Source organism: Pseudomonas sp. Leaf59 (assembly GCF_920984685.1).
Lineage (GTDB): Bacteria > Pseudomonadota > Gammaproteobacteria > Pseudomonadales > Pseudomonadaceae > Aquipseudomonas.
In genome coordinates, this window is sequence record NZ_CAKLBR010000002.1 from 334,590 (window position 1) to 358,293 (window position 23,704).

General features: G+C 62.3%; 23 protein-coding genes. 8 read left to right on the top strand and 15 right to left on the bottom strand.

Annotated elements, in window-relative coordinates; all coding sequences use genetic code 11:
- Positions 1-91: 91 nt before the first annotated feature.
- Genes dsbG through dsbD form a run of 3 tightly spaced genes read right to left on the bottom strand, consistent with a single transcriptional unit; the run spans position 92 to position 3,398 of the window.
- Positions 92-853, bottom strand: coding sequence for a thiol:disulfide interchange protein DsbG (gene dsbG / locus LUB09_RS03180; protein WP_231421598.1), 762 nt, complete (start codon positions 851-853; stop codon positions 92-94).
- Positions 829-1,674 carry a TlpA disulfide reductase family protein gene (locus tag LUB09_RS03185; RefSeq protein WP_231421600.1) on the bottom strand — a complete coding sequence of 282 codons (846 nt, stop codon included), beginning with the start codon at positions 1,672-1,674 and terminating at the stop codon, positions 829-831. Before LUB09_RS03185 ends, dsbG begins: the two co-directional genes overlap by 25 nt.
- On the bottom strand, positions 1,674-3,398 hold the full coding sequence (gene dsbD, locus LUB09_RS03190; RefSeq protein ID WP_231421601.1) for a protein-disulfide reductase DsbD: 1,725 nt from the start codon (positions 3,396-3,398) through the stop codon (positions 1,674-1,676). The genes LUB09_RS03185 and dsbD overlap by 1 nt, the downstream gene beginning before the upstream one ends.
- Positions 3,399-3,575: 177 nt before the next feature.
- Here dsbD and LUB09_RS03195 point away from each other — a divergent pair, with 177 nt between their 5' ends.
- From LUB09_RS03195 to LUB09_RS03215, 5 genes are all read left to right on the top strand, one after another.
- Positions 3,576-4,271, top strand: coding sequence for a response regulator (locus LUB09_RS03195; RefSeq protein ID WP_209983393.1), 696 nt, complete (start codon positions 3,576-3,578; stop codon positions 4,269-4,271).
- Positions 4,268-5,590, top strand: a complete 1,323-nt coding sequence (locus tag LUB09_RS03200) for an ATP-binding protein (protein ID WP_231421602.1) — start codon at positions 4,268-4,270, stop codon at positions 5,588-5,590. The genes LUB09_RS03195 and LUB09_RS03200 overlap by 4 nt, the downstream gene beginning before the upstream one ends.
- A gap of 121 nt (positions 5,591-5,711) precedes the next feature.
- Entirely contained in the window at positions 5,712-6,479 is a 768-nt protein-coding gene (locus LUB09_RS03205) for an N-acetylmuramoyl-L-alanine amidase (protein WP_209983389.1), read from the top strand.
- A gap of 371 nt (positions 6,480-6,850) precedes the next feature.
- Positions 6,851-8,251, top strand: coding sequence for an aspartate aminotransferase family protein (locus LUB09_RS03210; RefSeq protein ID WP_209983387.1), 1,401 nt, complete (start codon positions 6,851-6,853; stop codon positions 8,249-8,251).
- A gap of 82 nt (positions 8,252-8,333) precedes the next feature.
- Positions 8,334-8,555, top strand: a complete 222-nt coding sequence (locus tag LUB09_RS03215; protein WP_057008136.1) for an MbtH family protein — start codon at positions 8,334-8,336, stop codon at positions 8,553-8,555.
- 105 nt (positions 8,556-8,660) lie between these two features.
- On the opposite strand, the gene LUB09_RS03220 is transcribed toward LUB09_RS03215, so the two are convergent.
- The 6 genes from LUB09_RS03220 to minC all read right to left on the bottom strand — a co-directional run bounded on the left by LUB09_RS03220 (position 8,661) and on the right by minC (position 15,113).
- On the bottom strand, positions 8,661-10,832 hold the full coding sequence (locus LUB09_RS03220; protein WP_209983385.1) for a mechanosensitive ion channel family protein: 2,172 nt from the start codon (positions 10,830-10,832) through the stop codon (positions 8,661-8,663).
- A 144-nt stretch (positions 10,833-10,976) separates the two neighbouring features.
- Positions 10,977-12,266 carry a M18 family aminopeptidase gene (locus tag LUB09_RS03225; protein ID WP_209983383.1) on the bottom strand — a complete coding sequence of 430 codons (1,290 nt, stop codon included), beginning with the start codon at positions 12,264-12,266 and terminating at the stop codon, positions 10,977-10,979.
- 107 nt (positions 12,267-12,373) lie between these two features.
- Positions 12,374-13,009, bottom strand: a complete 636-nt coding sequence (locus LUB09_RS03230) for an RluA family pseudouridine synthase (RefSeq protein WP_209983381.1) — start codon at positions 13,007-13,009, stop codon at positions 12,374-12,376.
- Between the two features lie 96 nt (positions 13,010-13,105).
- Positions 13,106-13,360: a cell division topological specificity factor MinE gene (minE, locus tag LUB09_RS03235; RefSeq protein ID WP_003175252.1), complete on the bottom strand. Its 255-nt coding sequence runs from the start codon at positions 13,358-13,360 to the stop codon at positions 13,106-13,108.
- 3 nt (positions 13,361-13,363) lie between these two features.
- Positions 13,364-14,176 carry a septum site-determining protein MinD gene (minD, locus tag LUB09_RS03240; protein ID WP_057008132.1) on the bottom strand — a complete coding sequence of 271 codons (813 nt, stop codon included), beginning with the start codon at positions 14,174-14,176 and terminating at the stop codon, positions 13,364-13,366.
- 199 nt (positions 14,177-14,375) lie between these two features.
- Positions 14,376-15,113, bottom strand: a complete 738-nt coding sequence (gene minC, locus LUB09_RS03245; protein ID WP_231421603.1) for a septum site-determining protein MinC — start codon at positions 15,111-15,113, stop codon at positions 14,376-14,378.
- Positions 15,114-15,231: 118 nt separating this feature from the next.
- Here minC and LUB09_RS03250 point away from each other — a divergent pair, with 118 nt between their 5' ends.
- Together LUB09_RS03250 and LUB09_RS03255 are read left to right on the top strand one after the other, a co-directional pair.
- Positions 15,232-16,167, top strand: a complete 936-nt coding sequence (locus LUB09_RS03250; RefSeq protein ID WP_209983377.1) for a lipid A biosynthesis lauroyl acyltransferase — start codon at positions 15,232-15,234, stop codon at positions 16,165-16,167.
- 30 nt (positions 16,168-16,197) lie between these two features.
- On the top strand, positions 16,198-17,334 hold the full coding sequence (locus LUB09_RS03255; RefSeq protein WP_231421604.1) for a patatin-like phospholipase family protein: 1,137 nt from the start codon (positions 16,198-16,200) through the stop codon (positions 17,332-17,334).
- Here the strand turns inward: LUB09_RS03255 and LUB09_RS03260 are convergent.
- From LUB09_RS03260 to puuE, 6 genes are all read right to left on the bottom strand, one after another.
- A complete protein-coding gene (locus tag LUB09_RS03260; RefSeq protein ID WP_231421606.1) occupies positions 17,331-18,116 on the bottom strand; it encodes an outer membrane protein OmpK in 786 nt (261 codons plus the stop codon). The genes LUB09_RS03255 and LUB09_RS03260 overlap by 4 nt on opposite strands.
- A 290-nt stretch (positions 18,117-18,406) precedes the next feature.
- Positions 18,407-19,690: a urate hydroxylase PuuD gene (locus tag LUB09_RS03265; RefSeq protein ID WP_231421607.1), complete on the bottom strand. Its 1,284-nt coding sequence runs from the start codon at positions 19,688-19,690 to the stop codon at positions 18,407-18,409.
- Between the two features lie 51 nt (positions 19,691-19,741).
- Complete coding sequence (locus tag LUB09_RS03270) at positions 19,742-20,245, bottom strand: ureidoglycolate lyase (RefSeq protein ID WP_209983370.1); 504 nt, start codon at positions 20,243-20,245, stop codon at positions 19,742-19,744.
- A 119-nt stretch (positions 20,246-20,364) separates the two neighbouring features.
- Positions 20,365-21,360, bottom strand: coding sequence for an allantoicase (gene alc, locus LUB09_RS03275; RefSeq protein ID WP_209983368.1), 996 nt, complete (start codon positions 21,358-21,360; stop codon positions 20,365-20,367).
- Between the two features lie 40 nt (positions 21,361-21,400).
- The gene (uraD, locus tag LUB09_RS03280; protein WP_209983366.1) at positions 21,401-21,916 is read right to left on the bottom strand and encodes a 2-oxo-4-hydroxy-4-carboxy-5-ureidoimidazoline decarboxylase; all 516 of its coding nucleotides are present in this window, start codon (positions 21,914-21,916) and stop codon (positions 21,401-21,403) included.
- A complete protein-coding gene (gene puuE, locus LUB09_RS03285; RefSeq protein WP_209983364.1) occupies positions 21,913-22,839 on the bottom strand; it encodes an allantoinase PuuE in 927 nt (308 codons plus the stop codon). The genes uraD and puuE overlap by 4 nt, the downstream gene beginning before the upstream one ends.
- A gap of 426 nt (positions 22,840-23,265) precedes the next feature.
- On the opposite strand from puuE, the gene uraH reads away from it, so the two are divergent.
- Complete coding sequence (uraH, locus tag LUB09_RS03290; RefSeq protein WP_209983362.1) at positions 23,266-23,619, top strand: hydroxyisourate hydrolase; 354 nt, start codon at positions 23,266-23,268, stop codon at positions 23,617-23,619.
- Positions 23,620-23,704 lie beyond the last annotated feature (85 nt).

The window sequence follows — 23,704 nt, forward strand, 5'->3', positions numbered from 1 at the left end:
ATCGCAGGCCAGCCAGCTCTTACATTTGATGTGTGAATACAGTCAAGTGTGGGAGCTGGCTGGCTCCCGATAGCGTCAGCCCGGACGCCGCCTATTTGGGCCCAAGTATCTTCGCCAACTTGTCCGGCGACGGGGCGCCTTGCTGTTGTTGCAGGCCGCCTTTGTCATCCAGGTAGAAAATCGCCGGCGTCGCCGATAACTCCAGCTCTTCCATCAACTTCATGTTGGCGTCGAGCTTGGCCTCGATAATGGCCGGGATCTTGTCCAGCGCCTGCAACTTGCTGGCCTTGCCGGCAGCCTCGTGTTCCTCCAAGGCTTTTTGCGGATCCTTGGCGGCGAACAGGGCCGCGGATTTTCCGGGGCTGTCCTCGCGAATAATCCCGACCATGATGTGGCGCAACTGCACCTTGCCGGCGTTTACCCACGGGCGTGCCTGCTCCCAGAACATGTTGCAGTACGGGCAGTTGGGGTCGCTGAACAGGTAAACGGTGCGCGGCGCGTTTTTATCGCCATCCTGGATCCAGCTGCTTTTTTCCATCTTGGCCCAGACTTCCTTGGCCATCGGCGCGTACACCAGTTTTTCCAGGGGCGCGCTGCTCAGGTCATTGCCCTGTGCGTCGTACAGGTTGCCGGCGAGCACGCTGTTGCCGTCGGCGGTCAGGTACAGGGCCATCCCGCGGTTCTGGTATTGCGCGGCGTAGCCGGTCAGGCCGCTGGGGGCGTCGAACTTGCCGAGGATCTTTGCGCCTTTGGCTTCAATCTGTTTGATCGGGGCCGGCCAGTCTTCGGCCTGGGCCAGGGTGGCCGCGAGCGTCAGCGGCAGCAGGGTCAGCAGGTAGCGGAGGCTTGGCATGTCGGTTTCCTTTGCGGTGCAGTGTCGAAGGGTTCCATGGCGCGGGCCAGGCTGGCTTGGGACAACTCGCCCAGGTGGCTGTTGATCAGGCGCCCATCGGCTTGGTAGAACAAGGTGGTCGGCAAGGCCATGGAGCCCACGGCCTGGCCGAGACGGCCGCTGGCATCGAACAGCACGTTATCGAGGGTCAGGCCCTGGGTGGCCAGGAAGGTGCTGACGCTTTGCATGCTTTCGGCCTGGTTGACGAACAGGAACGTCACGTCGGGCCGTTGGTGTTGCGCGCGTTCCAGCACCGGCATTTCGCGACGGCACGGCGGGCACCAGGTGGCCCACAGGTTGATCACCAGCGGGCCGCCTTTGTAATCGGCAAGTTGCACCTCCTGGCCATCGGCAGTGCGCAGGGTGATCGAGGGCAGTTGCGAACCCTTGTCGTAGAGGTTCAGCGACAGGCTGGTAATGCCCCAGAACAACAGCCCGGTGATGACGCCCGCGCTCAGCGGCTTGCGCAGGGCCGGGCGGCGCCAGCCGTAGGCGAGGGCGGCAAGCACCAGCGCGATGATGCCGGGCCAGGCGAGAAAACCGCCGTCGCGCAGGTCGACCATCTGCAGCCAGTCGTTGCGATAGTCACTCCAGTACATCAGCACGAAGCTCACCCGCGCCGCGAGCATGCCCAGCAGAAACAGGCTGAACAGCACCGACTCGGGGTTCTCACCGCCACGCTTGGCCACACGCCAGCCCACCAGGGTGGCGAGAATCAGCGCGCTGATCAGCAGGATGTGATTCAGCGCGATGGCGAAGGTGCCGATGGTCAGGGTCAGCATCAGCGGGCGTCCCGGGTCTGAGTCCAGCGTTGCAGGAAGGCGTCGGCGTCGACTTCACCGGTGATGCGCCGGGCGCGGCGCTCTTCACCGTCGGGGCCGATCCACACGAAGCTTGGCGGCCCCGGCACCTTGTAGCGGCCGAGCAGTTCGCGGCTGGCGGCGTTGTCGGCGGTGACGTCCAGGCGCAGCAGGCGCACGTCCTTGAGGGCCTGCATCACCTCGGCGTTGCCGAACACCTGTTTTTCCATGATCTTGCACGACACGCACCAGTCGGCGTAGTAGTCCACCAGCACCCACTGGCCCTGGGCCCTGGCGCTGTCGAGCTGATTTTGCAGGGCGACCGGGTCGTTGATCGTGGTGAAGGCGTCGTGTGCCTCGGCGGTAGCGGCGCGCGAGCCGCTGTAGACGCTCAACGGTTGCCACAGGTCGTCGCTGCCACCGGCTGCACCCACCACCAGTACCGCACCCCACAGGCCCAGCACCACGGAGCCGGCGCCAAATACCTTGGCGGCCAGACCGTATTCACGGGCCAGGCCCCAGCCGCAGTAGGCCATCACCAGCGCCAGTGCGCCCCACAGGCCAAGCCACAGGCTGTCGCCGACCACTGGGCGAATCATCAGCACGGCCGTGCCCAGAAACAGGAAACCGAAGATGCCCTTGAGCACGTTCATCCAGGTGCCCGGCTTGGGCAGGAAGCGGTTGCCCACGGTCACCAGCAGCAACAGCGGCACACCGATGCCGATGCCCATGGCGAACAGGATCAGACCGCCATGCAGCGCATTGCCGCTCTGGGCGATATAGAGCAGCGCGCCGGCCAGTGGCGCGGTCATGCACGGGCCCACCAGCAGCCCGGACAAGGCGCCGAGGATGCCGGCGCCCACCAGGCTGCCACCGCTTTGCTGGCGGCTGGCGTTGTCCAGGCGGTCACGCAGGAAGGTCGGCAATTGCAGTTCAAAGAAGCCGAACATCGGCAAAGCGAGGATCACAAACAGGGCGGCGAAACTGCCGAGGATCCACGGGGTTTGCAACAACGCGGCGAGGTTGGCGCCGGCGAGTGCGGCCAGCACGCCCAGCGCGGCATACACCAGCGCCATGCACACCACGTAGCTGCCGGCCAGGGCCAGGCCACGACGTGGGCTGGCGCCACTGCCCACCACCAGCCCGGCAAGAATCGGCAGCATCGGCAATGAACACGGGGCAAACGCCAGCAACAGGCCCAGGCCGAAGAACGCCAGCACACTCCAGCCCAGGCTGCGCTCTTGCAGGCCGCTGGCCAGGCTCTGATCCTGAGCCTGGGCGGTGGCAGCTACGGCCGGGTTGCCGCCCAGGTCGACGGTGATCGATTGCGGCGGGTAGCACAGGCCCGCATCGGCGCAGCCCTGCCAGCCGAGCTTGAGCTGGCCGGTGGCACCGGCGGGGATCTTCACTTCCAGGCCCTGGCGATACACCTCCTGCTCGCCGAAGAACTCGTCGCTATGGGCTTCGCCCTTGGGCAGCGTCGGCTTTTCGGCGAGGCCTTCGAACTTCATGCGTTGCTGGTACAGGTAATAACCGTCGGCAATCTGCCAATACAGCTGGGTCTCGCCACTTTCCAGGCGCTCGGAAGTAAAGGTGAACGCCTTGCCCACCGGGAGGAAATCGGGTTTGGTGTCGAAAGGGTTGCCAGGCGAGGCCTGGGCCAATCCCGCAAGCATTACCAGCAAAAAGGTAAACAGATGCCGCATGGTCAAGCCTTAATCCCGTACAAGTTGAGGCACACAATGTGTGGCGTTGATTAACCGATGATTAACCGGGCGCTATTCTAGAGTGTACGGATCAGCGGGTGTTGCCAACATTGGCGGCATAATGCGCGCTTAATCCCTGCATTCTCTAATCACGCCATCTTTCATGAAGGGTTCAGCATGCACGTACTGGTCTGTGAAGACGATGAACTGATCGCCAGCGGCATTGTGGCCGGTCTCACCGCCCAGGGCTTCACCGTGGAGCGCGTGGCGAGCGCCGGCGCGGCGCGGGCGATGCTCAAGGCAGCAGCGTTCGACATCATGGTGCTCGACCTTGGCCTGCCCGACGAAGACGGTCTCAAGCTGCTGCAGCAACAGCGCAGCCAGGGCCTGGAAATCCCGGTGCTGATCCTCACCGCACGGGATTCGGTGACCAACCGTGTCGACGGCCTGCAAGCGGGTGCCGACGACTACCTGCTCAAACCTTTCGACCTGCGTGAACTCGCCGCCCGCCTGCAAACCCTGCTGCGCCGGGTGGCGGGGCGCAGCGTCAACCTGATCGAACATGGCCGCCTGGCCTACGACCCCAGCAGCCGCGAGACTTTCCTTGGCGGCCAGCCGGTGGACCTGTCGCGCCGCGAGCAGGCGTTGTTGCAGGCCCTGCTGCACAACAAGGGCCGGGTGCTTTCCAGCGAACAGCTCAAGGACAGCGTCTACGGTTTCAGCGACGAGCTGGAGAGCAACGCGCTCAATGTGCATATCCATCACCTGCGGCGCAAATTGGGCAATGGCATCGTCGAAACAGTGCGTGGCCTTGGCTATCGTTTGGGCGCTGCCGATGAAGGTCGCCCTGATGAGGGAGAGAAGGTTTCGTGAAAAGCCTGCGCCTGCGCCTGACGTTCAAGCTGGGCGCCGCTTTTGTGTTGATCTGGGCGCTGGCGGCGACCTGGATGCTCAACGACCTGCGTAACCAGATGATGTTTTCCCTCGACCAGCGTCTGGTCGCATCGGCGCGCATGGTGGCGGGGCTGACCGAGCAGATGCCGGGCCTGGCCAGTGTCAGTGGCGGCGCGCGTTTCAGCGCCGAACACCTGCATGTGCCCGGTGGCATGGCCTGTCAGGTCAGCTCCTTGCGCGGGGAAGTCCTCGCGCGCAGCCACACCACCCCGGACGAGGGCCTGGAGTCGCACCAGAGCGGCTTTCGTGACCAGATGATCGACGGCGTGGCCTGGCGCAGTTTTACCCTCAGCCGTGGCGACCTGTTGATCACCACCGCCGACCGCCATGCGGAGCGCGAAGCGTTGAACACGTCGATCCTGCTGGCGGCCTCGGTGCCGGTGGGTGCGGCGATGCTGGGGTGTCTGTGCCTGTTATGGCTGGGCATCGGCCAGAGCCTGCTGCCGCTCAATCGTATGCGTGATGCCTTGATGCGGCGCAGTGCCGACTCCCTCGAGCCGTTGCAGATTCACCCGTTGCCCAGCGAACTCAAACCGCTGCTCGACACGCAGAACCAACTGTTGCAGCGTATTGCCAAGACCATCGAGCGTGAGCGCCGCCTCACCGGCGACGCCGCCCACGAGCTGCGCAGCCCGCTGACGGCGATCAAGACCCACCTGCAAGTGGCCCGCATGACCGATGGTGCGGCCCGCGACCAGTCGCTGGCCCATGCCGAGGCAGGCGCCGACCGCCTGCACCGCACCCTCGAGCAATTGCTGCTGCTGGCGCGGGTGGAGGGCAGCCTGTCGTTCGACGATGGTGTGCAGTCCAGCGCCGAAGAGGTCGCCAGGCTGGCGATCCAGGATGCGAATGCCGGTGACAACAGGCGTATCGACCTGATCCTGCCGGACAACCTCTCGGCCGCCCCGGTGGAAATGCCGGTGGGCCTGGCGGTCGCCGCGCTGCGCAACCTGCTCGACAATGCCCTGCGCCATACCCCGGCGGATACCCGCGTGGAACTCAGTGTGCTGACCGCCGCCGACTGCGTGATCTTTCGCGTGCGTGACCATGGCAAGCAGATCTCCAGCGAAGACCTGCAGTACCTGACCCAGCGCTTCTGGCGCAACGGCAACAGCGAAGGCTGTGGCCTGGGCCTGGCAATCGTGCAGGCGATCGTGCAGCGCTGTTCCTGCTCATTGAAATTCGACAGCCAGCCGGATGGTTTGCGCGTCGAACTGGGCATGCCGCTGCGGCGTTGATTGTTTTTTCAGGTGCCAGATAGTTACCGCCATCCTGGGGTTCAAGCCTTCAGGATGGCGGTAATTTTTTTGCGCTTGAACGGGCTGAACGATTCGGCCTGTATTGAAAAGGATGGTTCTTATGTTGGTCATTGACAGCAGTTTCCCCGCCACGGGTTTCAACCAGCGCAACGGCGAGCAGGTGCAGCAGGTAATCCTGCACTACACCGCCGCGCCGTTTGCCTCCTCGTTGCGCACCCTGACCCAGGATGGGGTGAGCGCCCACTACCTGTTGCCCGACCCGAACGAATCCGGCTATCGCTGCGCCGGGTATGACGAGTTGCGCGTGTTTCGCCTGGTAGAGGAAGACCAGCGGGCGTGGCATGCCGGGGTGAGCCATTGGGGTGGGCGGGACAACCTCAACAGTCGTTCGATTGGTGTGGAGATCGTCAACCTGGCGCGGGATGACAAGGGGGTGTTCACGTTTCCTGCGTATGCGCCGGAGCAAGTGCAGGCATTGATTGCGCTGGTGCGCGATGTGCTTGGGCGGTACCCACAGATGGGGCCGACCGACATTCTTGGGCATTCGGATGTGGCGTATTGGCGCAAGAGTGATCCAGGGCCGCAGTTGCCGTGGCGGTGTTTGTTCGAGGCGGGGGTAGGTGCCTGGTTTGATGAGGCGACCCGCAGAATGTATCTGCGGCGTTTCAACCTCGGGTTGCCGCCGGAGGTGGAGTTGGAGCGGGCGTTTCAGCGGTATGGCTACAAGGCGGCGGCGAATCGTCAGGGGTTTGAGCTTCGAACGCGGGCGTTTCAGATGCATTTTCGGGGGCGGGATTATGGTGGGGTTTTGGATGCTGAGACGTGTGCGATTTTGTATGCCCTGAATGAGAAGTATCGGGGGCTTTGATGGGGGGTATATCCGTTATTCAGGTCACGGCGGCTTAGGGGTCCGCCCTTGCGGCGGTTCACGTCGAAGACAAAATGGGGGAGGGGGCTTGCTCCCAATGGCTGAGTGTCAGTCAGCTTATTGGTCGCTGAGCCACTGCCATCGGGAGCAAGCCCCCTCCCACATTTGGATCTCCATTGGTCTGATGGATATAACACGGCTTTTGATCTCAGGCGCCCCGTCAACCACGCTGGCCGCACGCAGGCGAGGTGCCGAGTGGTGGGGCAAGAGCGGGATATACACCCAACTAACCGAAAAAGCCCCCTAAATCCCCCCCACCCTCAAGCGTCTCCAACTCAAGCAACCAAACAGCGTATTGAGGGATTCGAAAGATGTCAGTCGCTACCAGCCGTATCGAAACCACCCCGGCGCACCCCGCCGAAACGCTCTACCAGTTCGACGAAACCCCACTCCTGGCCCGCCAGCGCCAACAGGAATCCAACGCGCGCAGTTACCCCCGGCGCATTCCTCTGGCGCTCAAGCGGGCCAAGGGTATCTACGTGGAAGACGTTGAGGGCCGCAGCTTCATCGATTGCCTGGCCGGCGCCGGCACGCTGGCGTTGGGGCATAACCACCCGGTGGTGATCGAGGCGATCCAGCAGGTGCTGGCCGATGAGTTGCCATTGCACACCCTGGACCTCACCACGCCGGTCAAGGATCAGTTCGTGCAGGACCTGTTCGGGCTGCTGCCGGCCGAGCTGGCGCGGGAAGCGAAAATCCAGTTCTGCGGCCCAACCGGCACTGATGCGGTGGAAGCGGCGTTGAAGCTGGTGCGCACCGCCACCGGGCGCAGCACGGTGCTGTCGTTCCAGGGCGGTTACCACGGCATGAGCCAGGGTGCGCTGAGCCTGATGGGCAGCCTGGGGCCGAAAAAACCCTTGGGTGCGTTGCTCGGCAATGGCGTGCAATTTCTGCCTTATCCCTATGACTACCGTTGCCCGTTCGGCCTGGGTGGCGCGGAGGGTGTGCGGGTCAACCTGCATTACCTGGAGAATTTGCTCAACGATCCCGAAGCCGGGGTGCTGCTGCCGGCGGCGGTGATTGTCGAAGTGGTGCAGGGCGAAGGCGGTGTGATCCCGGCCGATCTCGACTGGCTGCGTGGCTTGCGCCGCATCACCCAGCAGGCAGGGGTCGCGTTGATTGTCGATGAAATCCAGAGCGGTTTTGGCCGCACCGGCAAGATGTTCGCCTTTGAACACGCAGGCATCATCCCGGACGTGGTGGTGCTGTCCAAGGCCATCGGCGGCAGCCTGCCGCTGGCGGTGGTGGTGTATCGCGACTGGCTCGACACCTGGCTGCCGGGCGCCCATGCCGGTACGTTTCGCGGTAATCAGATGGCCATGGCGGCGGGGTCGGCGGTGATGCGCTACCTCAAGGAACACGACCTGCCGGCCCACGCGACGGCGATGGGCGAGCGCCTCGGCGAGCACTTGCGCATCCTGCAGCGCGATTACCCGCACCTGGGCGATATTCGCGGTCGCGGGCTGATGCTGGGGGTGGAGCTGGTCGACCCGCTTGGTGCGCCCGATAGCCAGGGCCATCCGCCGGTGCATCGCGAGTTGGCGCCGCTGGTGCAGCGCGAATGCCTCAAGCGTGGGCTGATCCTGGAACTGGGCGGGCGCCATGGCAGCGTGGTGCGCTTTCTGCCGCCGCTGGTGATTACCGCTGCCGAGGTCGACCGCGTTGCCGACCTCTTCGGCCGCGCCCTGGCAGCGGCCGTCGCCGGCCTCTAATTTTTTCCACGGCCGGTACGTTTCTACAGATATCAGCGCTGCGCGTGGTGCGCAGCCAGCCTTTGAGCGATGGAGAACAGCAATGACCTCAGTATTTGACCGCGACGACATCCTGTTTCAGGTAGTGGTCAACCACGAAGAACAGTATTCCATCTGGCCTGACTACAAAGCCGTGCCGGAAGGCTGGCGCACTGTGGGCAAGAGCGGTTTCAAGAAGGAGTGCCTGGCTTACATCGAAGAAACGTGGACCGACATGCGCCCGTTGAGCCTGCGCCAGAAGATGGATGGCGCCGCGTTGGCCTAGGCACCACAGATCAAAATATGGGAGGGGGCTTGCTCCCGATAGCGATGGGTCAGCAATGCATGCAGCGGCTGACACTCAGCCATCGGGAGCAAGCCCCCCCAACCTTTAATTCGTGCTGCCTTGCGACTTGTCTTTTTCCAATCCCGCCGTCACCACCTGCACACTCAAGCGCGGCGTCGCCAGATCCATTCCGGCCTCGTCCAGCTGCCGCTTGAGCGCCAGGTTGAACGCTCGCGACACCTCCCATTGTTTGATCGGCGCGGTCTTGAACCGCGCGCGCAGGATCGCGCTGCCCGACTCGAAACTCTCCACCCCCTGAATCTCCAGCGGCGACCAGATATTGCGCCGTTGCAGCGGGTCGTTGCGCATCTTTTGGCCGACGTCGCGCATCAGCTTGATCGCGTCGTCGATTTCCATGTTGTAGGGGATCGCCACACGGAAGATCGCGTAGCCGAACTCCCGCGAGTAGTTCTTGATGCTTTTGATTTCGCTGAACGGGATGGTGTGCACGATACCGTCGATGTCGCGCAGCCGCACGGTGCGGATGGTCAGGCCCTCGACAGTGCCGAGATGGCCGCCGACGTCCACGTAGTCATCGATGGCCAGGGAGTCTTCGATGATGATGAACAAGCCGGTGATCAGGTCCGCCACCAGCGACTGCGCGCCAAAACCGATGGCCAGGCCGATCACACCGGCACCGGCCAGCAGTGGCGTGACGTTCATGCCCATGTTCGCCAGGGCGACGATGGCAGCGATGATGAAGATGGTCACGAACAGCACGTTGCGGATCAACGGCATCATGGTCTGCGCACGCGCATTGGCCAGGCCCTTGCGCGAGCGGGTCAGGGCGTGATGGATCGCGGTGTCGCTGAGGATCCAGATCAGCCAGGCAAACAGCAGCGTGCCGCCCAGGCCGAACAGCTTGACGCTGATTTCATGGCCGTCGCCTTCGGTAAAGCGAATCAGCGACAGGCCCCATACCCGCAGGCCCAGTTCGATGAACACCAGCCACACCGCCAGGTGGGCCAGGGTGTAGACGAAGTTTTTCAGGCGCTCGGAGTACAGCGCATGGCGCTTGTGCCCGCGCATCGGCTTGAGGGCGTGGCGGCGCACCAGACCGTTGATGACCATGCACAACACCAGCAACACCGTGCACAGCAGCGATTGGCGCAGGGCGGTGCTGGTGTCGCCGGCAGACAGGAACGTGGCGAACAGCGAGATGCCCACCAGCAGCAGTGCCGGGAGATACCAGAACGAGCCGATGATCGACAGGGTGTCGCTGATGGCGCGGCGATTAAGGCGGCGCGACAGCGGCTGGTTGCGGATCAGGTGCGCAATCGGCCGGCGAAAGCGCAGGATAAACACGCCGGTGGACAGCGCGGCCATCACATTCGCCACGGTCGCGGCGGTATGGGCCAGGTGCTGTCCGAGGGCCTGCATCATGCGTGGGTCGCTCAAGGCTTCGCCGAACGCAGCGAAACTGCCGATCAGCCACAACGGGCGGAAGGCCTGGTGGCGCAGGATGTACAGCGCGCGATGGCGATGCGGGCCATCGAGCAGGGAAAAGGCAATCACGCAGATCGCCGAGAAACAGGTGCCCACCACCAACGCATAGGCCAGCACCATCGCCAGGGATTTACCCAGCGACGAGGGCAGCGCGTAGCTCAGGTACACGGTGATCACCAGTGCGATCAGCCAGGGGCCGAGCTTGCGCAGGGCGAAGCGCAGCATGTCCCAGGTGCGCGGGTGTTGCGGCAGTTCCTCGGGCAGGCCAAAGCGCTCGCGCAGGCGGTGGCTCAGCCAGATCAGCGCGGCAGCCAACAGGCTCCACAGCGCAAGGATCAAGGCGAAACCAAAGATGATCGGCAGCCATTCAGTGGCCGGCAGCATCAGGGCGCTCAATTCGTCCCTGGCCTGGTCGACTTCACTGGACCAGCGTCCCAGCGGGCTGTCAGCCCCGGAAAACTGTGATTCGAGGCCCGTCAACGTACTGCCGATCAACCCCAGCACGCCTTGCTCGGCCGCCGGCTGGGCCTTTTGCGTGGCGGCACGCAGTTTCTTCAGATCGCTCAGCAGTTGGGTGCGCTGCTGGTCGTTTTCGAGGGTCTTGATCACCTCGTCCAGCGACTGGCCCAGCGGCACTTCTGCCTGGGGTTGGGTCTTGGTGCCGCTGCCCAGCAGGCCGGGCAGGCCCACGGCCTGCGCAGGTGAGAGCGGCAGCAGAGTGAGCAGGGCGATCAACAGGTAGCAGGGCAGGGCAAACAGACGGGAAAGCACGAGGCGGTCAACCTTGAAAACGACGAGTGGCCCGAGTGTACGATTGCACGCGGCATTCGGCCAGTTTGGCGAAAGTCTTGTGCACGACAGTGCAGGTCAGGTGCACACAGAACCTCTGAGGGAGGGGGCAAGCCCCCTTCCACATCAGGGCAGGTCGCGACTGCTGTAGAACGCGCCGAGTACCTTCACCAGATGCGCCAGGTCATGGCTGCCGCACAGCTCGCGGATCGAATGCATGGCGAATGTCGGCAGGCCGATGTCCACGGTGCGCACGCCCAGGTGACTGGCAGTGATCGGGCCGATGGTCGAGCCGCAGCCCATGTCGCTGCGCACCACGAAGCTCTGCACCGGCACTTCCTGGGCCATGCACAGGTGGCGGAAGAAGCCTGCGGTTTCGCTGTTGGTGGCATAGCGCTGGTTGCTGTTGACTTTGATCACCGGGCCGGCATTGAGCTTGGGGCCGTGGTTGGCGTCGTGCTTTTCCGCATAGTTGGGGTGCACGCCGTGGGCGTTGTCCGCCGACACCAGCAGTGATTTCTGGAGGGTGCGCACGAACGCTTCGCCTTCGGGCAACAGGCGGCGCAGGGTCTGCTCGAGCATCGGGCCATCGGCACCGCAGGCCGAGCAGGAGCCGACTTCTTCGTGGTCGTTGCACACCAGCACGCAGGTTTCGTCGCTGTCGCTGGTGAGCAGGGCCTGCAGGCCGGCATAGCACGACAGCAGGTTGTCCAGGCGCGCGCCGGCGATGAAGTCGCCGTGCAGGCCAATCACGGCCGCGCTTTGGGTGTCGTAGAAACTCAGCTCGTAGTCAAGCACCACATCGGCGTTCAAGCCGTGTTCGCGGGCCAGTTGATCGGTGAGCACGGCGCGAAAGTCCACACGCTCGTCACCGGCAAACTGCGCAAGGATCGGTGGCAATTCGGTCTGGGCATTGATCGCCCAGCCCTGGTTGGCTTCACGGTTCAGGTGAATGGCCAGGTTGGGAATGATGGCAATCGGCAGCTTGAAGTCGATCAATTGGCTCTCGACCTTGCCGTCGCGGCGGAAGGTCACGCGGCCGGCCAGCGACAGGTCGCGGTCGAACCACGGTGCCAACAGTGCGCCGCCGTAGACTTCCACGCCCAACTGCCAGAAACCCTGGCGTTGCAGCTCGGGCTGAGGCTTGACACGCAGGCACGGGCTGTCGGTGTGGGCGCCGACCATGCGGATGCCGTCCTGCAGCGGCGACTGACGGCCGAGCTTGAAGGCGATGATCGAGGAGTCGTTACGGGTGACGTAGTAGCGACCGTTGGCCTCGGTGGCCCAGGTGTCGCGCTCGTCGAGACGCTGGTAGCCGGCCGCTTCCAGACGCTGGGCGAGGGCGGCAGTGGCATGAAAGGGAGTAGGGGAGGCCTTGAGAAAGTCGATCAGGCCTTGATTCAACGCTTCGCGCATAAATAGCTCCAGACAGCAGTGCGCGGAGTTTACCGTCCGATTGTCAGAAGTGCACAGTACAAATGTGGGAGCAAGCCCCCTCCCACATTTTTAATGCATTGGCAGCTTTAGAACGGGGCGGGGCACTCGAAGCGCAGCCGCTCGCCGCTCTGCGGATGCGTAAAGCTCAACATGCTCGCGTGCAGGCACAGGCGCGGCCATGCGGCCAGGGCCTGTTCATGGGCGTACAGGCCATCGCCCAGCAACGGATGGCCAATCGAGAGCATGTGCACGCGCAACTGGTGCGAGCGCCCGGTGATGGGTGTCAGCTCCACGCGGCACCAGTCGCCGCAACGTTCCAGCACCTTCCAGAAGGTCAGCGCGTGCTTGCCGAATTCGTGGTCCACCACGTGGCGCGGCTTGGTCGGCGGGTCATAGCGCAGGGGCAGGTCGATGCTGCCGCTGTCCAGTGCCGGCTGGCCCCAGGCCAGGGCGGTGTAGGCTTTTTCTGTTTCGCGGTCGTGAAACTGGCGAGACAGTTCGCGATGGGAATCCGCGTCCCGCGCCAGCAGGATGATCCCCGAGGTTTCCCAGTCCAGGCGATGCACAATGCGCGCTTCGGGGTAGCCGTTTTCCTGCAGGCGGGTGATCAGGCAGTCTTTGTTGTCGTCGGCCCGACCGGGCACCGAGAGCAGCAGGGTAGGTTTGTTGACCACCAGGACGGCGGCATCCTGATGCAGGATATGGATGTTGGACAGCGGCATTAAACAGCCTCGTAACAAACGCCAACGGCGGCTCGACCACCCGGTTCCCCTACAGGGATCAAGGTGACCGAGCCGCCGCAGCGGCCGCCTGTTCGATCAACGATCAGGCAGGGTGATATTGAGTTCCAGAATCGAGCAACTGCCGTCGTTTTCCAGGGCGACATGCACGTCATCGTTGCCGATATTGACGTACTTGCGGATCACTTCAACCAGTTCCTTCTGCAAGGCCGGCAGGTAATCCGGGGTGCTGCGTTGGCCGCGTTCGTGCGCCACGATGATCTGTAGACGCTCTTTCGCGACCGACGCGGTACTTGGCTTTTTGTTGGCGCGAAAGAAGTCGAGAAATTTCATTGTTCAATTGCCTCCAAAGATACGCTCGAAGAATCCCTTCTTCTTGACGTCGAGGAAGCGATGGTCAACGGTCTTGCCCAACAGGCGGTCAACCGCATCGCTGTAGGCCTGGCCGGCGTCGCTCTGGTCATCGAGAATCACCGGCACGCCCTGGTTGGACGCCTTCAGCACCGCCTGGGATTCCGGGATCACACCCAGCAGCGTCACCGCGAGGATGTCCTTGACGTCTTCCACGCCGAGCATTTCGCCATTGCTGACGCGCTCAGGGTTGTAGCGGGTGAGCAGCAGGTGTTCCTTGATCGGCTCTTCGCCTTTCTCGGCGCGCTGGGACTTGCTGGCCAGCAGGCCGAGCATGCGGTCCGAGTCACGTACCGACGACACTTCCGGGTTGGTGACCACGATGGCTTCATCGGCGAAGTACATCGCCAGGTGAGCACCGGTTTCGATACCGGCCGGGGAGTCGCACACCACGTATTCGAAGGTTTCCTTCAGTTCGGCGAGGACTTTGCCTACGCCTTCCTTGGTCAGCGCGTCCTTGTCACGGGTCTGGCTGGCGGCCAGCACGTACAGGTTCTCAAGGCGCTTGTCCTTGATCAGGGCCTGCTGCAGGTTGGCTTCGCCGTTTACCACGTTGACGAAGTCATACACCACGCGGCGCTCGCAACCCATGATCAGGTCGAGGTTACGCAAACCGACGTCGAAGTCGACGATGACTGTCTTGTGGCCGCGCAGTGCGAGGCCGGTACCGATAGCGGCGCTGGTGGTGGTCTTACCCACACCACCCTTGCCGGATGTAACCACGAGAATCTTGGCCAAGGTGTTTCACCCCTAAGGAAAAAGGACTTTTCAGCCCCTGAAAAACATCTCTTGAAACTCGCTGCAGGCGGACAGCCTGTGTAGGAAAAAGACTCGGTTTCCACGGGGGACGCCAACTTTCAGTTATTCCTACGCAAGTATTGCCGGTTTCGCTTTGCTATCAGAGTCTAGAGATGCTTGGAAAATGCGGCAGTATCCGTTAAAGACGGGTGATGTTCAACACATCGCCCGACAGGCTGACCTGTACCCCGGCCCCCCACAGCGGGTCGCGGCGTAAATCTTCGGCAACCTTGTACTGACCCGCGATGGATACCAGCTCAGCGGTCAACTGCTGGCAGAAAATACGGGCCCTGGTATCACCCTTGATGCCGGCGAGCGCACGGCCGCGCATCGGACCGTATACATGGATGTTGCCATCGGCGAGAAGTTCCGCGCCGGGACTGACCGAGGAGACTACAACAAGGTCGCCGCCCTGGGCGTAAATCTGCTGCCCGCCGCGTACGGGGGTGGTGATGATCTTTGTAGGCTTGATCAGCGGTTCCGCCGGTTTTTCCGGTTTTTTCTTCACCTCGCCTTCGCCTGGATCCAGCGGACGCTCGCGTGCGCCGGACGGTGGCAGTACTGGCAATTCAATTGCGATGGCCGCGGCAATGTCTTCGATCCGGCTGGCGCGAATTGCCAGGGTACGCAAGCCGTGGGAGCGGCAGACGCGCATCAGGCCGGGCAGGTCGACAGCGCCCTGACCGGCGGGCAGTTTGTCCAGGGCCAGTACCAGCGGGGCATTGTTGAAGAAGTTCGGCGCGAGGGCGACCTTGGCGGCGAGCTGGCGGTCCAGGGCGTCGAGGTCGTTGCGGGCCAGTTCCAGCACGGTGATGGCGAGCATGCTGCCTTTCAGCTGGAACACGGGATCTTGGTCTAGCGGTTCGGTTTGGCTCATGGTCGGCAAAAGCGGCTTGTCACGAAAAGTGTCGAGACTTATAACGAGAACATCCACTGGCCGCAAGCCGAGTCGAACCGTTGTAGAATGCGCGGCCCTGTCTTTACCGGAATCTGTAATGGATCGCCCGCGTTTTCGAGCTGTATTTTTTCACCCGCGTTTTTGGCTGCTATGGCTGGGGCTCGGCCTGCTGTGGCTGGTCACCCAATTGCCGTACCGGGCGCTGTTGACCATTGGTCGCCTGCTGGGTGCGGGCATGTACCGCGTGGCCGGCGAGCGTCGCCGCATTGCCGCGCGCAACCTCGAGCTGTGCTTCCCGCAGAAGTCCGCCCGGGAGCGCAAGCGTCTGCTCAAGGAAAATTTCGCCTCCACCGGCATCGCCTTTTTCGAAATGGCCATGAGCTGGTGGTGGTCGCGCCAGCGCCTGGCGCGTCTGGCTCACGTCGAAGGGCTTGAACACCTCAAGCAGGCGCAACTGGACGGCAAGGGCGTCATCCTCATGGCCCTGCACTTCACCACCCTGGAAATCGGCGCGGCCCTGCTCGGCCAGAAACACACCATCGACGGTATGTACCGCGAGCACGGCAACCCGCTGTTCGACTATATCCAGCGCCGTGGCCGCGAGCGGCACAACCTTGACTCGCTGGCGGTGGAGCGTGAAGACGTGCGCGGCATGCTCAAGCTGCTGCGCGCCGGGCGCGCCATCTGGTACGCGCCGGACCAGGACTATGGCGCCAAGCAGAGCGTTTTCGTGCCGCTGTTCGGCATCCAGGCCGCCACCGTCACCGCCACCAGCAAGTTCGCCAAACTCGGTAAGGCGCTGGTGGTGCCGTTCACCCAGGAGCGTCTGGCCGACGGCAGCGGCTATCGTCTGGTGATCCACGCACCATTGACCGACTTCCCCGGCGAGAGCGATGAAGTCGACGGCCTGCGCATCAATCAGTGGGTCGAGGCTGCTGTGAGTGAATGTCCCGAGCAATATTTGTGGACCCACCGCCGCTTCAAGAGCCGGCCACCGGGCGAGCCCAAACTGTACGAAAAACGCCGTCGATAACCGCCATTTTCCCCCACATGGAGTGATGCAATGCGTTCAGCCGAACCGGTCACAGGCTTGATTCTTTCCGGCGGCGGGGCGCGAGCGGCCTATCAGGTGGGGGTACTGGCGGCGATTGCCGAACTGTTGCCGCCCGGTGCGCCCAATCCGTTTCCGGTAATCGTCGGCACCTCGGCCGGGGCAATCAATGCGGTGAGCCTGGCCAGTGGCGCGATGGATTTTCGCGCGGCGATCCAACGGCTTACGGCGTTCTGGCAGGGTTTTGGCAGCCATCAGGTGGTGCGCAGCGACTGGCCCGGGGTGATGCGCCAGGCCAGTCGGTTTTTCATCCACAGCCTGCTCGGCCTTGGCCGGCAATGTCCGGTGGCGTTGCTCGACAGTTCGCCCCTGCGCGACCTGTTGCAGGACAAACTGCACTTGCCGGGCATCGATGAGGCGATCCGCAACAAGCACCTGCATGCGGTTGCGATCACAGCGTTTGGCTATGAGTCCGGGCAAGCGGTGACCTTCTATCAGGGCGGCGGCACCATTGAGGCGTGGTTGCGCCACCGGCGCATCGGCGTCCCCACGCAACTGACCGTCGAGCACCTGCTGGCAAGCTCCGCGATCCCCTTGCTGTTCGCTCCGGTAAAACTCGACCAGGAATACTTTGGCGACGGCGCGGTGCGCCAATCCGCCCCGATCAGTCCGGCCCTGCACCTGGGCGCCAGCCGGGTACTGGTGGTGGGCGTCAGCGGCAATCTACGCAGTCATGAACCGTCGATGCCGCGCAGTTTTACCGGCCAGCAGCCGACCCTGGCGCAGATCGGCGGGCATATGCTCAACAGCACGTTCATCGACAGCCTGGAGAGCGATATCGAGTTGCTGGAGCGCTTGAACCAGTTCAGTCATGCCGCGCCCGGCGTTGCGGCAGTGGAGGTGCTGGTGATCGCGCCCAGCCAGCCGATCGATGAAATTGCCGCGCGGCATCGCCAGGAATTGCCGGCGGCGCTGCGGGTGTTTCTGAAGGGGCCGGGGGCGACGAAGACGAGCGGGGCGGGGGTGTTGAGTTACTTGCTGTTCGAAGCGGGTTATTGCAGCGAGTTGATTGAGTTGGGCAGGCGTGATGCGTTGGCCAAGCGCGAGGAAATCACCCGATTCCTCGGCCTGCCCGCAATCAACGTTTAGAAGTGGTATTTGACCAAAAAGCTCGCCGTGTCCTGGGTGGTCTTGAACGCGCCGGAGTCTTCGATGCCGTACTTGTTCTTCCAGTAGTCGTACTCAAAGCCGACATACAGTTGTTTCTCGCCCCAGTGCAGCGCCTTGCCCAGGTCGTATTTTACCTGCGGGTTGAAGTGCAGGTTGGCGTGGTAAGTGCCGCGGGCGTTACGGTCGTTGTCCACCACCCAGTCGATGAAACCATCAATCAGGATGTTCGAGTTGCCCACCGGCAGGGTGTAGGCCCACACCGGCGTGATCTGCCAGACACCGTCACCCGGGCGATTGCCTTCGGTCTGGCGCTGGTAGAAGTTCAGCTGGAAATAGTCGAAGCCGGGGACGTTCAAATCAAAGGCCGGGCCGAGCAGGTAGGACTCGTTATCGCCTTCGCCGAACTCGTAGGTGAAGGCCAGCAACACGTCCTTGATCGGGCCGAGCGACAGGTCCTTGTCCAGAATCTTGCCGAATGACAGGCGCGGGCTGAACTCGCCGTAGTAGGTATTCGGGCCGACGTTGCCGTCTTCCTTGCCGTTGTAGAAGATGCGGTCGAGGAAGAAGAAGTTGTCGCCGTATTTCCAGGCGTCGGCATGTTCGAAGGTCACGGTTTGCTGGATCTGCGGGTTGACCGTAAAGTTTTTGCCCCACAGGTAGGTCAGGCTGTTGTTCTGCCACTGCAGCAAATCATCGGCCATGGCCTGGCCGCCGGCCAGCAGGGATCCTGCCAGCATCAGGCCTTTGAACATAGATTTCATTCGGTGCTCCCGAGTTTAAGGTGGTGTGTTTCTGCTAATGGCGCTCTGGTGTGGCGCCTTTGGGTTTGCTGCAAAAATCGTCTGATCGGTCAGCTTTGATACTGATAGCAAGAGCCGCGCCAAGGCAGGCAGTGGCAATCAATTCGAGCGGGCGCGGAGAATACTGACTCGCGCACCCTGGCTCAAGTGCGCCGTTGCGGCGCACGGGTTGGGTAGCGCGCATCATGAGCGAACAAACACTCTTCCCTGTGCGAGCAGCCCGCTCCCACCATTGGATCTGCGTCAGCCTGTCAGTTGATGTGCGCGCCCTGGCTGATCCAGGTGCCGATCAAATCCCGCTCCTGCTGGGTCATCTGGGTGATGTTGCCCAGCGGCATGATCGGGCTGGCAATGGCCTGTGCCTGGATGCGTGCGGCCTGCTGCTGGATCTGCGCCGGGGTGTCGAACATCACCCCGGCTGGCGCAGTGCTGAACAACGGGCTGGTGGGCCTGGCCGAATGGCACACGGTGCAGCGTTGTTCGATCACGCTGTGCACCTGGCCGAAATCGATGGCAGCCTGGGCCGGTGTCGGTTCGACAGGTGGTGCGGCGGGCGCGGCGGGTTTCACGCCACCGCCCAGCGCGGTTTCCGGCAACGGCTGGTACTCGATGGCAGCCGGCGACTTGGCCACGTCCACCGCTGGCTTGGGCCCGGTCACGTACGCCAGGCAAATCATCGCCAGGGCACCCACCGGTAAGGTCCATGCGTACTTCTGGCTGTTGTGCCGAGTGTTGAAGTAATGCCTCACCAACACGGCCGCCACCGCAATCCCTGCCAGGATCAGCCAGTTGTACTGGCTGCCGTAGGTGCTCGGGAAGTGGTTGCTGATCATGATGAACAGCACCGGCAAGGTGAAGTAGTTGTTGTGGCGCGAGCGCAGCAAGCCCTTGGCCGGCAGCGCCGGGTCGGGTGTGCGGTGCTCGGCGATGGCCGCCACCAGTGCGCGCTGGGCGGGCATGATGATGCGGAACACGTTGCCCACCATGATCGTGCCGATCACCGCACCCACGTGCAGGTAGGCGCCACGGCCACTGAAGACCTTGCTGAAGCCGTACGCCGCTGCAATCAACAGCACGAACAGGATCAGGCCGAGCAGGGCGGGGCGCTTGCCCAGGGCCGAGTCGCAGAGAAACGAGTAGATGAACCAGCCGGCAAATAGCGAGCCGATGCCCAGCAACACGCCTTCGGTGCCGCTGAGGCTGCTGCCCGGCGCCAGCAGGTACAAGGTCGGGTTCCAGTAGAACACCACGCACAGCAGCGCAACGCCCGACATCCAGGTGAAATAGGCTTCCCATTTGAACCAGTGCAGGTTGTCCGGCATGGTCGGCGGGGCCAGTTTGTATTTTTCCAGGTGATAGATACCGCCACCGTGGATCGCCCACAAGTCGCCGGCCAGGCCGTCCCTGGGGTTGACGCGGTTGAGGTTGTTTTCCAGCCAGACAAAGTAGAAAGAAGCGCCGATCCAGGCGACGCCGGTGATCATGTGAACCCAGCGCACGCTGAGATTCAGCCATTCCAACAGATGTGCTTCCACAGTCTTTACCTCTCGCCTGTCACCCTTGTTGTCGGGTGATCCGGCCTTCTCTTATTGGTGGGGGGCGAGGATCAACCGCTCATCCTCTTGAAAAAAATGCTCATCGCAGTTATTGCCGGTGCCACTGCGATCAACCACCAGGAAGTCATCCCGCTTTTCGATCGTCAGCACCGGGTGGTGCCAGACGCCGCGATGGTAATTGATGCCCTGCCTGCCGTTGGTGACGAAGGCGCGGACCAAGCCCGATACAGGTGCATCGCCAAGTGGCGCGACCACGATCAGAAAGGGGTTGCCGAGCAGCGGAATGAAGGCCTGGCTGCCCAGCGGGTGTCGCTCCAGCATGCACACGGTCATGGGCATGTCCTGCGCGTCGGCGCGGAAGATGCTGATGATTGCGTGGTCTTCAGGCTGGGCGGTTTCTACCGTTGCCAGCTTGTGAAAGCGCATGGTCGACCCGTTGTTGATCATGAAGTGATCGCTGCCGTCGGTTTCGATAACGTCACCGAAAGGGGCGAAGGCTTCTTTGGTCAGGGGTTCGATCATCAGTGTGCGCATGGCTGTCTCTTATCCGAATGCTGTGTTGTCTGGTCTGACGCCTTCGCGAGCAAGCCCGCTCCCACAGGGGAAAGCATTTCAAATGTGGGAGCGGGCTTGCTCGCGAATGGTTTCAACGCTTACTTCGCTACCTTGCCGAGAACCCGCAGGCGACTCACCCCACCATCCGGGAACACATTCAAGCGAATGTGGGTAATCGGCCCCAATGCCTTGATCTGCTCGGCAAACGTATGCTCGGCGTGCATTTCCAGCTTCTGTGCCGGCAGCAGTTCGCGCCAGAACAACGACTGGGTTTCGATCTGGCTGTCGGTGCCGCCCTTCACGAAAGCAGCCTGGATCGAGCAAGTGTCAGGGTAGTTGCCTTTGAAGTGCAGGGTGTCGACGATGATTTTCTCGACCTCGCCAGCATGCCCCAGGGCAACGATCACCCAGTCATTGCCGGGCGTGCGACGACGCGCGGTTTCCCAGCCATCGCCCATGTTGACGCCACGGCCAGGGTTGAGGATGTTGCTCATGCGTCCGAAGTGTTCATCGGAACAGGCCAGCGCACGACCGCCATTCAAGGCCGCGGCCAGGTCGAGTTGTTCGTTGTCGCCCACCGCCGACCAGTCGCGGAACGGCACGCCGTACACCCGCAGGCGGGCCACGCCGCCATCCGGGTAAATATTGAAGCGCAGGTGGCTGAACGCCTGGTCGTTGTTGATTTCATGGAAGTGATGGCTGTTGCCCTGTAGCTCGACAGCCGACAGGATCTCAACCCATTGGGTGTTGTCATCCGGCTCGCCGCTTGCGAGGAAGCACGCTTCGAGGGACGCCGACGGTGGGTAGTTGCCGGTGAAGAATGAGGTGTCGATGTCCACGCCCTTGATCGAACCGGGCACGCCCAGCTGAATCACCGCGCTGTCGTAGCCTTCGAAGCGCTTGCGGCGCGACTCCCAGCCGTCCATCCACTTGCCGTTGTCATCGAACACGCCCTCCTTCCACACGGCCGGGGTAGGTTGGAACAGGCGATTGGCGTCGGCGAACCAGTCATCGGTCACCGAAAGAATCCGGGTGCCCAGGCGGGCGTCGGCGAGGTTGACGAACTTCTCGAAAGGTACGGCGTGAGCTTTCATTCTTCTTGTCTGCCTTGAGTTGAGTGGCTGGGGCGGGTCTTCAAAGGGTGAGTAAACGGAACAACGCGATTTTGTTGATCTCGTCCAGTGCGCATTTGAATTCGGTGTCCGCCGAATGATGAATGCGCGTTTCGAACGCAGCGAGGATCTGGTGCCGGTTGCTGCCTTTTACCGCCATGATGAAGGGAAACTTGAATTTGGTCTTGTAGGCTTGGTTCAGCTCGGTGAAGCGGGAAAACTCTTCGGCCGTGCACTGGTGAATACCGGCGCCAGCCTGTTCATTCGTGCTGGCTTCGGTCAGTTGGCCCTGCACGGCGGCTTTGCCGGCCAGGTCCGGGTGCGCGTTGATCAGGGCCAACTGGCTGGCATGATCGGCGCTGAGCAGGATATCGCTCATGCGCTGGTGCAGGGTTTCAATCTGGTCGATGGACGCATCCTGGCCCAGGTCGAAGGCCTTTTCGGCCACCCAGGGCGAGTGCTCATAGATATCGGCAAACGCGGCGACGAACGCCTCGCGGCTCAGGCTCGAGGGTTTCAGCGTGTTGAAGGCGGTCATTTCGCAACTCCCGTGTACGGGTGGGTGGCGTGCCAGTGTCGCGCGATATCGACGCGACGGGTAAACCACACCTGTTCATGGCCTTTGACGTATTCGATAAACCGCTGCAACGCGGCCAGGCGTGCCGGGCGGCCGATGAGGCGGCAGTGCAGGCCGATGGAGAGCATTTTCGGGGCCTCGGCGCCTTCGGCGTAGAGCACATCGAAGGCGTCCTTGAGGTACTCGAAAAAGTCATCGCCCTTGTTGAAACCCTGCACCTGGGTAAAGCGCATGTCGTTGGTGTCGAGGGTGTAGGGGATCACCAGGTGCGGCTTACCGGTGGGGGTGTTCGGTTCCCAGTAGGGCAGGTCGTCGTCGTAGGTGTCGCAGTCGTACAGGAAACCGCCTTCTTCCATCACCAGCCGCCGGGTGTTGGGGCCGGTGCGGCCGGTGTACCAGCCCAACGGGCGTTCACCGGTCAGCTCGGTAAGGATGCGGATCGCTTCGCGCAGGTGCTCGCGCTCCTGCGCCTCGTCCATGTACTGGTAGTCAATCCATCGGTAGCCGTGGCTGCAGATTTCGTGGCCGGCGTCGACCATCGCACGGATCACGTCCGGGTGGCGCTGGGCGGCCATGGCCACCGCGAAGATGGTCAGCGGGATATCGAACTGCTTGAACAACTTGAGGATGCGCCACACGCCGGCACGGCTGCCGTATTCGTACAGCGACTCCATGCTCATGTTGCGCGCGCCCTGCAGCGGCTGGGCCGAGACCATTTCCGAAAGGAAGGCTTCGGACTCTTTGTCGCCATGCAGGATATTGCGCTCGCCACCTTCCTCGTAGTTGAGCACGAACGACAGCGCGATACGTGCCTCGCCCGGCCAGTGGGGGTGAGGAGGGTTACTGCCGTAACCGATCAGGTCGCGTGGGTAGTCAGCGCTCACTGCAGTCTTCCTTCTTGTGCGTGGTAGCAGGTGTGTGGCGGCAAGGCCTTGAAAATACTGGGTGGCGTCACAGCAATGCGTGATTGTATACAACTTTTCGTGGAATTTGTAAGCCTGCATTTCTGCATTTTTTCCTGATTCAATCACTGCAAGAAACTTGCCCAACTGGTCAGTTAATCCACAGAAAAGCTACTGCAGGAGCGACGTTGCTCGCGAAGATCTGAAGGGCAGCCCTTTCCTGCTCCAACAGCGCATCATCGTTGACGTTTTTTGCGAGCAAGCTCGCTCCTACAGTGAACTGGGCTCCTGTTGAAATTATTGTGTACAGTTTTTTATAAAAGTGTCTTAATCGGCTATTGCCGACTTTTTGCTGCCCTGAAAAAGTGCGGCCTCTTCTTCTACTGACCTCGGGAGGCGCGTAACGCCATGGGACGTTTGACCACGCACGTTTTGGACGCCGCACACGGCTGCCCCGGCAGCCATATCCAGATAGAGCTGTACCGCGTCGAGGGTGCCCAATTGGAACTGGTGTACACCGCCATGACCAACAGCGACGGCCGTTGCGACGCGCCGCTGCTGCAGGGCGAAGACTACCGCAGCGGTGTGTACCAATTGCAGTTCAGTGCCGGCGATTACTACCGCGCACGGGGTGTGCCGTTGCCCGAGCCGGCTTTTCTGGATGTGGTGGTGCTGCGTTTTGGCATCAGTGCCGAACAGGAGCACTACCATGTGCCATTGTTGATCTCGCCTTACAGCTACTCCACCTATCGCGGTAGCTGAGCGTTACCTCGCTTCACACCACAAAGTCCTTCGTTGGTTTTTTGCCCGCCCACACTGCGGGCTTTTTTACGCTCAATTATGCAGT